We start from the raw sequence: 12968 nt of genomic DNA, 5'->3' as shown, positions 1-12968 counted from the left end.
ATATTTGGGATTCATAATTGTGTAGATGCTGTAAAAGAACGATTTGAACCTGAACGGATTTGTAGATATACATATCGAAGAATTTAACGAAGCTATTTATTATTTCCCGAACGAATTCGAGTTCGCGACCTTCCTCTCTGACATACCTGGAAATCCAGACTATACGGTACCAGAAATGAAGGATGAGCTCGCTAAGAAATTAGACGAGAACATGATCAACGGGAGAATTGGGTTCAAGGAACAGAAATACATCTGGCGTGCTGTGAAGCCATAGCCTGTTTCATAAAGCTGATGTCATTATTTTAGTGGGGGAATCAGATGAAGGTTCTATATGGGGTCTTAGCGTTACTTGGGATTGTGCTGCCGTACTCTCAGCTCATTCCCTGGATATACGAACATGGATTGCAGTTACCTTTGCTTATCGAAGAAGCAGCGAGAACCCGAATTGGCTCATTTGCCTGGTTAGATGTCATTGTATCTGTGGTCGTATTATTAGCTTTCATTCGATACGAGGGAAAACGAATTGGGGTGAAAATGAGTTTGTGCTGGGTTCCGATACTTGGCACATTAACTGTAGGAGTTTCTTTTGGGCTGCCTATGTTTTTATTGTTGCGAGAGCTGCATTTGGAAAAGACGACAGTTGAATAACCCTACGTATAAAATATCTCTGAAAGTCGCTGGAATGATTGCAGATAGGGGAAATTAATGTGGTCACATTTGTGAAAGACAAAAATTATCTTACGGAAAAAGGGCTCAACCTTCAACCTAATAATCATAACTTGTAGTAAAAAACGGCAAATTAAAGTACGAGGCAACGGCTGTGGAGCATTCGTGAGCAACAGCTTGATGCTGCTCGGTCTAATACCTATATTTACTCCATGTAGATGGATGGCCAATTAATAGAAGTGAACTTTGTATTACTTGCACAGACGCTGCTGACAATGATGATGCCAGCAGCGTCGTTGTAACATGGAGAAGAGAGGCTTTATATCGAATATTCCGTTGAATATCCATTGAGCGTGTTGACGTAATTTCTAATAAACTTCTTGGTTCTTTCATTTTGCGTGTGCAAAAATAGCTCCTCGGGTGTTCCTTCCTCGATAATGTAACCATCAGCCATGAAAATGACGCGGTCGGCTACATTTCGAGCAAAATCCATCTCGTGCGTAACGATAATCATGGTCGTATTTTTCTTCGTAACTTCCTTAATGACATGCAGCACTTCTTCCACTAATTCCGGATCTAATGACGATGTAGGTTCATCGAATAAGATCACATAGGGATCAAGCGCTAATGCTCTGGCGATACCTACTCGCTGCTGCTGACCACCTGAGAGCGCGGCCGGATAATGATGCTCTCTGCCTTCCAATCCGACCTCGTGCAGCAATTTCATGCCGATCTCTACAGCCTGCGCTTTATTCATCTTGCGAGTGACGATTAGGGATTCCGTAACGTTCTCCAGAGCTGTTTTATGTTTGAAAAGGTTATAATTCTGGAACACCATTGCCGTTTTCTGTCGCAGCTGATAGACATCCTTCTTCGTATATTTCTCCGCGTTGATCTGAACACCATCGATTGTAATGTTGCCTTTCTGAGGCTGTTCCAATAAGTTGAGCGTACGTAAAAAGGTGGACTTTCCTGAGCCAGATGGGCCGATGATGGCGATAACTTCTCCCTTATCGATTTGAAGATTGATCCCTTTTAACACATCGGTATTTCCGTAGCTTTTATGCAAATTGTCGATTGTAATCATATGGTGCTCCTCCTATCGAAAAGGCTTCTCCATTCTCCATTCGATTCGGGATTGAATCGAGGAGAAGATTGCAGTGACGACCCAGTAGATGAATCCAACTGCCAGAAATGCCTCCAGGAACTTATACGTAACAGCCGCTTCCAGCTTGGCTTGTCCCAACATATCTGTAACCCCAATTGTAAAAGCGAGCGAGGTTTCTTTGAAAATCATAATAAAATAGTTCCCGGTTGGCGGGATTGCCGTTCTTGCGGCTTGTGGCAGTACAATTCTTCGAATTGCTTGCCATCTTGTCATCCCGACGGATAAAGCTGCTTCAGCTTGCCCTTTATCTACCGATGCCAATGCAGAACGGAAGACTTCCGATAGATATGCGGCGTTGCGCAAGCTTAATGCGATAATGACGGCTGTAACTGCATCCATCGAATTCATCCACGGGAACAGCTGCGGCATTCCAAAATAAAAAACAAAGATTTGAATGAGAGACGGAGTTCCCCGGAAGTAAGAAATAATAACGAGCAAGATCGGATATATAATTTTTGTTTTATTTGAAATGATCCAAGTAAACACCATGCCTAGCAAAATAGAGAATAAGAAAGCCAGCAGCGTGATGTACAGGACGAGCGGCAAATATTCGAGCAGCGATGGAAACAGCCCAAGCATATATTTCACATCAAAATTCATGTTTAGACACCACCAATTGTAGTCTTAATTCATTTTGAATAGGGAATGAAGAAACCCCCTGAGATAGGGGGATCTGTAACATCTAATTATGAGCTGAATGACGAGCTTTAAGGTTTCGTTACGTCAATCTCACTCCATTTGTCCGAAAGCTCCTTCAATTTGCCGGAGTTTTTCAACTCTTGCAACGCTTTGCTGAACTGCTTAATGAACTCTTCATTCTTTTTGCTCTTCACAAATGGAAATGCATTCTCGGTTGTGTAGAGAGGCTTCTCCGAGAAAATCTTCAGCGGCAAGCCTTCCTTCTGAATTCGCGAGTGCGCAACAAAGTTGCTGTCAATAAAGGCATCGATTCGTCCCATTGCCACTTCTTTATATGTACCGCTTACGTCTTGATAGGCACGGATATTGATCTCATTCCCATGCTCTTCATTCCACTTTGTTGCATACTTGTGCATATTGTTACCAAGCAGGGCACCTAGGTTTTTCCCTTTCAAATCATCCATGGACTTGATATCATCACGGTCATTTTTGACGACGAGAGTAACTGAATAATATGCATAGGGATCGGTAAAGTCATATTTTTCTTTCCGTTCATCGGTAACGGCAATTAGGTTGGCGATAGTGTCGATACGACCGCTGTCCATCATGCCGAATAATCCGGAAAATTCAGCTACCGTCCATTCAATTTCATAGCCTAGTTTTTCACCAACTAGATTCAATACATCGACATCATAGCCTTCAAGCTTTTGGTCCTTACCTTTTGATACAAAAGGCGGATAAATGCCAGAAGTCCCGACGCGAAGCACTTTTTTCGTTGATGCTCCTTGGGCATCCTTCGCGATATCCGAATTGGCAGAATTGCCAGTTTTACCTGTACCACAGGCGGTTAGAAATACGGCAAAGATCGTTAACGTTAACAATAGACGATAGGATTTAGATAAATGCTGCTTCATAATGTCCTCCTGTAGATTGTTAGATTGTGCATGCTTGCATCTTATGTGTAGTGTAAACATATGCGTAAAGTCGGAATTGATAGATAAAAAATCAACAAAATGAATGATGACAAAGAGATTACTTTGCCAGGAGAGCTTCGATTTCAGTCTTCAATTCGTCTGCATCAATTTCTTTAGGGAACTGATATTCTTTATCGTTGATAAATACAGTCGGAACCATCTTCACGTTTCTGCGAATGGCTTCTGCCGTGACATGCAAGCTAATTTCCGTGTTATCCGGCTCTTCGTGCAGTTGATAATTGGAAGCTAGCAGATTTTTGATTTCTTGATTGTTCAACTGATCCCATTGGGGTTGGGTTTCGAATAATTCTTTGATAATCTCTCTTGCACGCGCAGGATTTTTATAGTCCAAGAACAAGTTCACGAGCGTTCCATTTAACAGCATCTCTCTAGGCTTATCATAATGCTTGACGATAAATTCAACTTGACCTTGTTCCAAGTAGGCTGGCAGAACATCTTCCGCGATGCCGAAGAAGGTTGCGCAGTAAGGGCAGGTTAAATTCAAAAATACCTCAACCTTAATAGGGGCGTCTTTCTGTCCAAAACTCAATTGTCTGTTCTCAATGTGACTGGTCATGTTTAACCCGCTTTCTAAGAAGAATGTTGATACTAGTAAACTATAATTATTCCGACCTATATTGTCAACATTAATTGCCTATCGCTTAAAAGCTACCACACTACAATCCATCATCGAAAAATTTGACTTATTGTAGTTCCCCCTCTAATATATTAGGTATCTAACATATTTCAGAGGGTGAGCTGCGTGAACATTTATGAACAAGTAAAACAAATTAATGAAGCTGATTATGCCATTAACCGCTTGATTTTTAAACACTATGAACCATATTTAGCTAGCTCTATCACCACTCAGCAAGCCGTGTTGCTGGATATTGTATATGCAGCCAACAAAATAACGGTAGGTGAGATTGCTATAGAAATGAACATTAGTTCTAGTGCAGTAAGCCAGCTTATTGCGAAGATGGAGAAAAACCAGTTTATTCATCGTGCTATCAATCCTGATAATCGCCGAGAAGTGTTTATTACGCTAGGAATTAAAGGCGAGGAGTACTTTGAAAAGCAAGAATATGTCGAGCGCTCTGTGGCCGATCGTTTATTTTCTAAACTAACTGTTGCCGAACGTAACGAGTTAGAAAGAATTACGAAAAAATTGAAACAAATTGCAGCTGAAGAGTTCATTTGAGTTCTTCACATCCAATATGTTAGATAACTAATATGTTTAGGAGGCTTAATTATGTTCAACTCTATTTATTCTACGCTTGAAAAAATCCAGTTCAATGGTGCAGTTTATGTAGAAACGAGCAATAACGAAATTGTAGATGTGACAATAGGTTTTGCAGATATGAAGAATTCAGTTCCGATTACGGGGGAAACACTATTTAACATTGCTTCTTTAAGCAAAATGTACACTGCTGTAATGGTTCTTCAATTAATAGAGCAGAATGTGATTCATTTTAAAGACAACCTAACAAAGTGGTTTGATACAAGTATCTTTAAAGATGTAACGATTGAAGATTTGTTGATGCATACATCCGGTATCCCAGAATATATCGATAATTCTTCAGTTGAGAAAATTGAAGATATTTTACATAACAAGGAGCCTTATTTCCTACCAGGTAGCGGTTGGCTTTATACAAATACAAATTATGTTTTGCTAGCTAAAATTATCGAACAGGCAAGTCAACTTTCTTATGAGGATTATTTACAAAGAATGATCGCCCAACCTCTTCAACTTCAAAACACGACAACGAAGCCAAAATTGAAACTAACTGCTGTCGGTAAGCTATTTGATTTTATAAATAAGAAATATATCCATGCAACAGACGATCCGATTTTTAAAGATATCGATAAGAAACACGATTTTTATGGTGACGGAGGCATTTATGCAACAGCTCAAGATATAGCCCGATTTGTAAAAGGGTTTCTTCAAGGTAAATTAGTATCGCTTGAAATGGTGAATCGCGCCCTTACTCCTTCACCGTTACATAGCTCATATGGTTGTGGGTTTATCATTCAAGACGGTTCTATTGGTCACTCTGGTGGCTGGCCTGGCTATTCGTCGCATTGCTTATGTTCTGTGACAAGCGGAGAGGTGACGGTTCTCTTAACGAATGAAGAGGTAAGCCCTTTTTACGAGCAGCAGATATTAGAATTCTTAAACCAAGCTAGTGAAAGTAAAGAACCTGATGCTCCAAAGCATCCTAGTATCATGAAATTCAATAGTGCTGATAATCTCACAGGTATTTATCAACTCGCTGATGAATATGGTACATCCTTCATAATTAAAGAGGGAATAAACTCGTATATTATTTCTTTCCATGACCAACATGATACCCATTTATTTAAAGTTGAACCTAATCTGTATTGGATTCGAAACACGATGAGTTATATCCATATTTCTGAAGGAATTTTTATTGATGAAGGTGTGGAAATACCGTTTCATAAACTATAGATTAATGAGTGAAACTTGAAACAAATATTAATTTGTATGTTTCTGTCGAGTCTTCGAGATTGTAAATGGTAAGTAGAGTGAAATAATTGATTAGACTGAGAAAGGAAGTTCGATCATTTAACAAGTGAACCCCCTTTTTTGATGTTAAGAAACAGCCTAATGAGGGTCGGATTGGATATTGGGGTTTGGGATACCAGACTTAATGTATCTCTTCCAAGGTAATGTCGTCATTGTAACTATAGATGAAAAGCAGTCTGAGCCAGTTGTAAATGATACTTCAACAACAACATCATCACCAACAACTGCAACAGTAACTGCAAATGAAAAGGATACTGTATATGGAACAATCGTATCTCTATCACCACAGAATCAAGTCGTTAGGGGAAAACTAGAGAAAACTGCACCGTGGGAATCAATGAATTCTAATGATGTAGAATCTATATATGTTTTTGTAAAAAGAATTCTGATGTACATGTTAAAGTTCAAGTTATTTTAATTTGTTTCTATTTAAATTAGTGTCTTGAAAGCCGACAATGCCATTCAAGTGGAAGTAATCTAGTCCATTAACAGTTAAATAATACAATGAGGCTACTCCAGTCCAAGGCGACTTAGGTGGGAGCCTCATTTTATTTACAATGAGGGTTTGGACGGTATGACCTGATCCAAACAAAAATCAATGACTATCCATACATTTATGTTTAAAATCAATACTAACAAATGGATTTTTTTATGTTATGATAATATTAATCCTCTAAAGGAGTCACGGCACCCCAGATATACAGCAACTGAGGAGATTCAATCATTTTTGAATCTAGAGTTTGACAAAGGGGTCTCAATTGATATTCCTTTCCACTGAGAACATGGAACTTTGCTCTCAGGTTGAATTTTTTGCTGTTAAGATTGCTGTTTACAAGTCGTTGGTGAGAAAAGCATATTGGGGATGATCGCTAATCCAAAATTGGTGGTACCACGATGTTATTGCGAAGAGCATTTTTCAAGTCCAAAAAAGCAGTACAGCGCAAACTAGGGGGCTCGCAGGGCGGTTATTCACTGGAATCGGAGCAAACCAAAGCAACATTCCTTGCAAGTAGTTGGGAGAAGGCCTTGGTTTTTATGCATCCCGATTGACTATCTGGATGAATGAGTCAAGCAGGCAGGTGCGCCTATATCTTTTCTACAAATACATTAGCATGTAAGGACGGTAAAAATGATCAACAGACAAACTAAAACAGACGTTATCTTAATTGGTGCCGGAATTATGAGCGCGACTTTGGGGACAATGCTGAAAGAATTAGCACCGGATTGGGAAATTACAGTTTTTGAAAAGCTCGCTAACGCAGGAGAAGAAAGCTCTAACGAATGGAATAATGCAGGAACAGGGCATGCTGCGCTATGTGAGCTTAACTACACCGTCGAGAAGAAGGACGGAACCATAGATATTAGCAAGGCGATTAAGATTAATGAACAATTCCAGCTTTCAAAGCAATTCTGGGCTTATCTCGTAAGCAGCAAATTAATTCGTAATCCGCAGGATTTTATTATGCCCTTGCCTCATATGAGCTTAGTCCAAGGGGAAAGCAATGTCGCCTTTTTAAGAAAACGTTTTGAAGCGCTATCAAATAATCCGCTGTTTCAAGGTATGGAATTCTCCGATGATACGGCCAAACTATCGGAATGGATTCCGCTTATTATGAAAGGCAGAACGACGAATGAGCCGATGGCAGCTACCAAAATTGACACCGGAACGGATGTTAACTTTGGCGCTTTAACGCGCATACTGCTTGACCATCTGAAGAGCAAAAACGTTGCGATTCAATACAAGCATAGTGTGGATGATCTGAAGCGGACGAAGGATGGCTTATGGGAGCTGAAGGTTCGGAATATGCAAAGCGGTACCGTCGAACGCCATTCGGCAAAGTTTGTCTTTATCGGCGGCGGGGGTGGCAGTCTTCATTTGCTGCAAAAATCAGGAATTCCTGAAGGCAAAGGCATCGGTGGCTTCCCGGTAAGTGGATTGTTCATGGTATGCAATAATCCGGAAATAGTAGAGCAGCATCATGCCAAGGTATACGGGAAGGCTCCTGTTGGCGCTCCGCCAATGTCTGTCCCGCATCTGGATACTAGATATATTGATAACAAGAAAACATTGTTGTTCGGACCGTTTGCTGGCTTCTCGCCAAAGTTCTTGAAGACGGGCTCCATGTTCGATTTGATTACATCGGTGAAGCCGCATAATCTCTTTACGATGCTAGCAGCTGGAGCGAAGAACGTCCCATTGACAAGATACCTTATTCAACAAGTCATGTTATCAAAAGAAAAGCGCATGAAGGATTTACGGGACTTTGTCCCGGACGCAAAAAGTGCGGATTGGGATTTGGTCGTGGCAGGTCAGCGTGTGCAAGTTATTAAAGATACGACACACGGCGGCAAAGGCACACTTCAATTCGGCACAGAAGTAATTAGTGCTGCTGATGGATCGATTGCTGCTTTGCTTGGTGCATCTCCAGGTGCTTCAACAGCCGTTCATGTCATGCTGCAGGTCATTAAGCAATGTTTCCCACAGTATGTGAAGGAGTGGGAGCCAAAAATCAAGCAAATGATTCCTTCCTATGGTGTAGCGCTTGCGGAAAACCCGGAGCTATTTAAAGAAATTCATGCGTTAACTGAACGTACGCTTGGTCTTAACAGTGAGCTTCAGCCCGTTGTGTAGACGATAAACATAATGAAGAGGCCTTAATCCTGAGATTTACAGGATCAAGGCCTTTTTAGTAATCAAATATATCAGCCTATATGCCCATTTGTTCTGGGCGATGAGTTATGGATTTGTTGTCTCGAAAGACGATGCCGCAGCTGCAAGATAATAAGCCAATCCAGTCTGCTGACTCTCGAGCATATTAAGATGAAAATCATCACTAAGAAAAAATTGAGTCTGTGCGGCAAAGTCTTTAGCAGACGTATTGTGCCCATGGTTATTCATAAACGCTAGATGGTATCGAATAAGACTGACTATTTTCTCATCGTTATGCTTAATTCCATCTCGTAAGGAATTAGCCATTTTATTCATGAATGTCATGGCTTCAACTGCTTGTTCATTGATATTCTGAACTTCCTCAGGAGCAACCTCCAGAGAATCCATCCCGTACGAAGCCTTCAAATACTCATTTTGTTCAATCAGCGCTTTGTTCCACTCTTCTTCGCTTGCAAACCCTATGAACATTTCTTTGTTATCCATAGATTCACCATCCTTACTACACTCAATGGATTTACGTAATGTTTGAACAATGGTGTCCAATCTGTCTTTACGATGGAGGAGCAGCTCCTCTTGCTGGGCAAGAATAGACAATCGATCTGAATGATGTTCCATCATGTCCTTGATTTGATCTAAGGAGAAATCTAATTCTCTGTAAAATAAAATCTCTTGCAGACGTTCAAGCTCTTTCGTTCCATATAACCGATATCCAGCCTCGCTTCTCTTGCTAGGCAAGAGGAGACCGATTTTGTGATAATGATGAAGCGTTTTGATTGTAATATTGGACATCTCGGATACTTCTTTTACGGTGTACAAACGTTTTCTTCCTCCCTTCTTTATGTAGTGTAAGGCCTTCCCTAAGAGGAGAGTCAAGACGATTAGCTAGTGTTTGTTTTTTCGCAGGATTTCTAATAATGATTCCGTTTCCGTTCTTCCGAAGCGAAGGTGAAAGGGAAGCAAAAACGTCAAATTCCCTCAGATGTAAGCAAATATCTTTTGTCATAACACAATTGAATGTATAATCGTGGAAGGTGTTGTGGCTGCAGCATCTCGGCCTAAGATCTGCTTATCATGTACAATTAACAGCTAGCAATAGGAGAGGGGACAACCACTATGACCGCGTCCAATAAAACGCTAAGAACATGTAAACAGGGACACCAATATTATAAAAGCACAGATTGTCCAACTTGTCCGGTTTGTGAGCAAGCGCGCAAGCCGCAGGAGGGGTTTCTAGCGATTCTCTCAGCACCAGCTAGACGTGCGTTGGAGCACAATGGAATAACCACGTTGGCAGAGCTAGCTAAGTATAGTGAAAAAGAGATTATGCAGTATCACGGAATGGGCCCAGCATCATTGCCTAAGCTTAGAAATGCTTTGCAAGAAGCAGGACTGTCGTTCAAACCTTGAAACAAATGAGCATAAAAAGCAATATGAAACGCAACAGGAAATGCGAATACGCAAGCTGAAGCAACAATTAAAAGATAGGAAAAAAGAACCGACAAACTTTTAGGTAGAAAGCGGGAGAATGTGGATGTCACTGTGGGCTCAGATTTTACTATACGGAGTAGTAGGAGCACTGGTGTACTGCGGTTTGTATGTTTGGACACCAAAGCTCGTAAACAGGGGCGTCTCTCTTTTGTTCTCGTTTTGGTTCTTTTTATGGTCACCAGTCCTCCTGTTGATACCCTTGAGCATACTGCTGTATTGGATAGATGGCGGCGTTCTGTCTCTAGCATCTTTCGTAGAGCGATTCCGCTTAACGCCCATTGATAGCCAGGACTGGCTGTGGGTCATTGGAGCCGTTGTTTTTACTATTTTATTTGATCAGTTATTAGAACCGGTAGGTAAATATTTCGCACGCAAACGCCTTTTTGCTCCACCTCCATACCTTCCGGCGCCTTTCAATCCGCTTAAGAAATTTTCCATACCGCCTACTGAATTTTTTCATACACCGCTGCGTCGAAATGGGAAGCTGCTTGCTTGGTTCATTCCGCTGCATTTGGTTGCTATGTTCAGCGAAGAGCTAATGTGGAGAGGGTATATGCTTCCCTTGCAAATCGAGCTATTCGGATCATATGCTTGGGTCGTTAACGGATTGCTGTGGGCTTTGTTAATACATGCATGCTTAAAATGGCATTTTATCGGAATGCTTCCGGGCATGCTCATTGCACCATGGATTGCACAGTATACGGGTTCGACATGGGCTTCGTTCGCTGCACATGCAATTGGCAATGCGCCACTCTGGGTCTTGCTTTGGATTGGCGTTATGCATACGCCGACTACGAAGGTGGATAAAGGCTGCTAAAGGAGAAACTTCATCTGCACAGGAGTCCAGCAGCTCAGATGCTTCAGTGTAGCAATATCGAAGTGCCGCTCCCATCGCATTCACGTAGACAAGAGGTAGCGGAGCCATAGATTCATTGCTTACAGGAAACTGGAGTAGGGAGTGCGAACATGGTTAGTAATGAAGGAACAACAGCTTCCACACATGGGAGACGGTTGCTCCTTCCTATGTCATCTAATTAGACCGGTCACATCTGAAGTTATTGCAGTGCTTGAATCGCATATTTCAACTCCACATCTATACCATCAACATACTTGGCCTTAAACGTTTCTCTTGTTAGCGGAATTTGAATATCTGGGGTAACGCCACCTTTTCCGCTAAAGTCGCTGTCGACTTGAATCTCATGGTTGCGGTTCAATGATCTGCCGTCTGGCAGTTGAACGACATATCCCTCTGGCAGCTGAATGGTAATCGGAGCCGTGTATAGACCAAATGAGCCATTGGTAGGCGTAAATCCAATGATTTTGACATTGGGCAGTCCTTTCAAGGCAAGTGGAATTCCTTCTCCAGAGCTGACCGTTTGACTGTTGATTAAGATGGCGATTTTCCCGTTGAACGATGGTTCTGTAGGCGTGAGCGTTCTAGTTTCATTATGATCCAACTCGAATTTGTGGGTATACCTGTTATAATAGCTCGTAATTTCGTAAAAGCGTTCCTCCTGTACAAAATGCCGGGCTATTTCCGCTACTAATTGGTCTTCACCGCCTCGATTATCTCGAACATCAATGATCAATCCTTTCATTTGATGATCCAGATATGCCTGCAACTTGGTAATCAATATTTCTTCCGGACTTGTAGCGAAGAGCTCCTTCTGAAAAGAATTAATCTTCAAATAGCCGTACCAGCTGCTTAATAATTGACCTTCAATGATGTCCTGTCCAGCATTCTCCCTTTGTAAAGTTAAAAAGTTGTCGTCGTATGCCTGAAGTGTAACTTTTTGGGTTTTCGTTTCGTTTAGATTGATAAAGGCGACTTCAACCTCTCTGCCAATTGGGGCTCGCGTCATAAGCAGACCTTGATGATGCATCTTCGCTTGTTCTGTGGCTAAAGAGGTAACAATGAAGCCTGAGTTATTATAAGCTTCTTTCGCATCACGGCCATCCCAAGTCACAATCTCTGCACCGACTTTGATTCCTTTCTGTTCAGCAGGACTATCCTTAATGACCTTGTTCACGAGTATCGTACCATCATCCAGCCGGATCGCGGTTATGCCGAATCCGCCGCCAATTTGAGCCTTAAGCTCTGACTTATTTTCTTTAAGTCCGACATGACCATCGGGAATGGAACTGACGTATTCCTTCAAGGTCTGGTAATAGAGAGCTTTATCCTGATTTTTTTCAGCTTTTTGGAAGATAGGCTCGAACTTACTTCTTAGCGCATCCCAATTGATTTTTTTCCAATCACTGAACGGGTATTCCACTGATAGTCGCTCATTCATTTTTACAAATGCTTGGGAGTAACTCAGGTTGCTTAAGTCGCTTACCGGATTGTACCTCAATTGCCCTGCGAACATCAGTGCAGCTACAAGCGGGACCACCCCGACGATACAAACTATAATCCGCCATATTCGATACTTAGGAACAAGGATGTGTCGAGAAGGCTTGAATACCTTTTTGATGGTGCAGATGAATATGAGGAATGTCCAAGAATAGATGAGCAAGGATAGATCTGAAGTATCCCCATCTAAAATGCTTATAACTGCTCCAAGAAGGGTGATACTCGGCACAAAGTCTAACCACCTGTAATATTTCTGAATCGGTACAGTATACCAGATCAGAACAAATAAATTCAAAGCGCTAAGGATTAAATCCCAGACCGTAAACCACTTGATGGAATCAATCGTGCCGTAAAAGCTCATAAATGAGCACCTCTCCCCATAAAATCAGTTTCTATATAATGCCATTCAGAAGCTGCTTGAACGATACATAAATTGTTCCTAAATTTTCGCACGCTCGTGA

General features: G+C 41.4%; 15 protein-coding genes. 9 read left to right on the top strand and 6 right to left on the bottom strand.

Annotation, left to right across the window (positions count from 1 at the left end; genetic code table 11):
* Positions 1–43 precede the first annotated feature (43 nt).
* A complete protein-coding gene (locus tag ABN764_RS16000; protein WP_446672484.1) occupies positions 44–274 on the top strand; it encodes a hypothetical protein in 231 nt (76 codons plus the stop codon).
* Positions 275–318: 44 nt separating this feature from the next.
* Positions 319–648, top strand: a complete 330-nt coding sequence (locus ABN764_RS15995; RefSeq protein WP_446672483.1) for a DUF2834 domain-containing protein — start codon at positions 319–321, stop codon at positions 646–648.
* A 337-nt stretch (positions 649–985) separates the two neighbouring features.
* Here ABN764_RS15995 and ABN764_RS15990 read toward each other — a convergent pair whose 3' ends face one another.
* The 4 genes from ABN764_RS15990 to ABN764_RS15975 form a co-directional block, all read right to left on the bottom strand.
* A complete protein-coding gene (locus ABN764_RS15990; protein ID WP_446672482.1) occupies positions 986–1753 on the bottom strand; it encodes an amino acid ABC transporter ATP-binding protein in 768 nt (255 codons plus the stop codon).
* A 12-nt stretch (positions 1754–1765) separates the two neighbouring features.
* Positions 1766–2434 (bottom strand): amino acid ABC transporter permease, encoded by a 669-nt coding sequence (locus ABN764_RS15985; protein WP_446672481.1) that lies wholly within the window; start codon positions 2432–2434, stop codon positions 1766–1768.
* Between the two features lie 107 nt (positions 2435–2541).
* Positions 2542–3387: a transporter substrate-binding domain-containing protein gene (locus ABN764_RS15980; protein ID WP_446672480.1), complete on the bottom strand. Its 846-nt coding sequence runs from the start codon at positions 3385–3387 to the stop codon at positions 2542–2544.
* Positions 3388–3505: 118 nt separating this feature from the next.
* A complete protein-coding gene (locus tag ABN764_RS15975) occupies positions 3506–4024 on the bottom strand; it encodes a thioredoxin domain-containing protein (RefSeq protein WP_446672479.1) in 519 nt (172 codons plus the stop codon).
* 186 nt (positions 4025–4210) lie between these two features.
* Between ABN764_RS15975 and ABN764_RS15970 the strand changes: the two genes are divergently transcribed.
* The 5 genes from ABN764_RS15970 (at position 4211) to ABN764_RS15950 (ending at position 8627) form a co-directional block, all read left to right on the top strand.
* On the top strand, positions 4211–4648 hold the full coding sequence (locus tag ABN764_RS15970) for a MarR family winged helix-turn-helix transcriptional regulator (RefSeq protein ID WP_072730784.1): 438 nt from the start codon (positions 4211–4213) through the stop codon (positions 4646–4648).
* Between the two features lie 51 nt (positions 4649–4699).
* Entirely contained in the window at positions 4700–5917 is a 1218-nt protein-coding gene (locus tag ABN764_RS15965; RefSeq protein WP_446672478.1) for a serine hydrolase domain-containing protein, read from the top strand.
* A gap of 178 nt (positions 5918–6095) precedes the next feature.
* Complete coding sequence (locus ABN764_RS15960) at positions 6096–6413, top strand: hypothetical protein (protein WP_446672477.1); 318 nt, start codon at positions 6096–6098, stop codon at positions 6411–6413.
* Between the two features lie 476 nt (positions 6414–6889).
* Complete coding sequence (locus ABN764_RS15955) at positions 6890–7045, top strand: hypothetical protein (RefSeq protein ID WP_155987265.1); 156 nt, start codon at positions 6890–6892, stop codon at positions 7043–7045.
* Between the two features lie 79 nt (positions 7046–7124).
* Positions 7125–8627, top strand: coding sequence for a malate:quinone oxidoreductase (locus tag ABN764_RS15950; protein WP_268624654.1), 1503 nt, complete (start codon positions 7125–7127; stop codon positions 8625–8627).
* Between the two features lie 105 nt (positions 8628–8732).
* Here ABN764_RS15950 and ABN764_RS15945 read toward each other — a convergent pair whose 3' ends face one another.
* A complete protein-coding gene (locus tag ABN764_RS15945; RefSeq protein WP_174807881.1) occupies positions 8733–9482 on the bottom strand; it encodes a MerR family transcriptional regulator in 750 nt (249 codons plus the stop codon).
* A 297-nt stretch (positions 9483–9779) separates the two neighbouring features.
* Here ABN764_RS15945 and ABN764_RS15940 point away from each other — a divergent pair, with 297 nt between their 5' ends.
* Both ABN764_RS15940 and ABN764_RS15935 read left to right on the top strand, forming a co-directional pair.
* Complete coding sequence (locus ABN764_RS15940; RefSeq protein WP_446672476.1) at positions 9780–10073, top strand: RNA polymerase alpha subunit C-terminal domain-containing protein; 294 nt, start codon at positions 9780–9782, stop codon at positions 10071–10073.
* A gap of 124 nt (positions 10074–10197) precedes the next feature.
* A complete protein-coding gene (locus ABN764_RS15935) occupies positions 10198–10971 on the top strand; it encodes a CPBP family intramembrane glutamic endopeptidase (RefSeq protein WP_446672475.1) in 774 nt (257 codons plus the stop codon).
* 238 nt (positions 10972–11209) lie between these two features.
* Here the strand turns inward: ABN764_RS15935 and ABN764_RS15930 are convergent, their stop codons facing one another.
* On the bottom strand, positions 11210–12868 hold the full coding sequence (locus ABN764_RS15930; RefSeq protein ID WP_446672474.1) for a S41 family peptidase: 1659 nt from the start codon (positions 12866–12868) through the stop codon (positions 11210–11212).
* Positions 12869–12968: the final 100 nt, after the last annotated feature.

It is taken from the genome of Paenibacillus wuxiensis (assembly GCF_040195695.1).
Lineage (GTDB): Bacteria > Bacillota > Bacilli > Paenibacillales > Paenibacillaceae > Paenibacillus_B > Paenibacillus_B suaedae.
This window is presented reverse-complemented; position numbering and strand designations above follow the sequence as displayed.

Bases quoted from the DNA above. Each gene is read 5' to 3' on its own strand.
- ABN764_RS15995 (WP_446672483.1), top strand. From the start codon at position 319: ATGAAGGTTCTATATGGGGTCTTAGCGTTACTTGGGATTGTGCTGCCG.
- ABN764_RS15990 (WP_446672482.1), bottom strand. From the start codon at position 1,753: ATGATTACAATCGACAATTTGCATAAAAGCTACGGAAATACCGATGTG.
- ABN764_RS15985 (WP_446672481.1), bottom strand. From the start codon at position 2,434: ATGAATTTTGATGTGAAATATATGCTTGGGCTGTTTCCATCGCTGCTC.
- ABN764_RS15980 (WP_446672480.1), bottom strand. From the start codon at position 3,387: ATGAAGCAGCATTTATCTAAATCCTATCGTCTATTGTTAACGTTAACG.
- ABN764_RS15975 (WP_446672479.1), bottom strand. From the start codon at position 4,024: ATGACCAGTCACATTGAGAACAGACAATTGAGTTTTGGACAGAAAGAC.
- ABN764_RS15965 (WP_446672478.1), top strand. From the start codon at position 4,700: ATGTTCAACTCTATTTATTCTACGCTTGAAAAAATCCAGTTCAATGGT.
- ABN764_RS15955 (WP_155987265.1), top strand. From the start codon at position 6,890: ATGTTATTGCGAAGAGCATTTTTCAAGTCCAAAAAAGCAGTACAGCGC.
- ABN764_RS15950 (WP_268624654.1), top strand. From the start codon at position 7,125: ATGATCAACAGACAAACTAAAACAGACGTTATCTTAATTGGTGCCGGA.
- ABN764_RS15940 (WP_446672476.1), top strand. From the start codon at position 9,780: ATGACCGCGTCCAATAAAACGCTAAGAACATGTAAACAGGGACACCAA.
- ABN764_RS15935 (WP_446672475.1), top strand. From the start codon at position 10,198: ATGTCACTGTGGGCTCAGATTTTACTATACGGAGTAGTAGGAGCACTG.
- ABN764_RS15930 (WP_446672474.1), bottom strand. From the start codon at position 12,868: ATGAGCTTTTACGGCACGATTGATTCCATCAAGTGGTTTACGGTCTGG.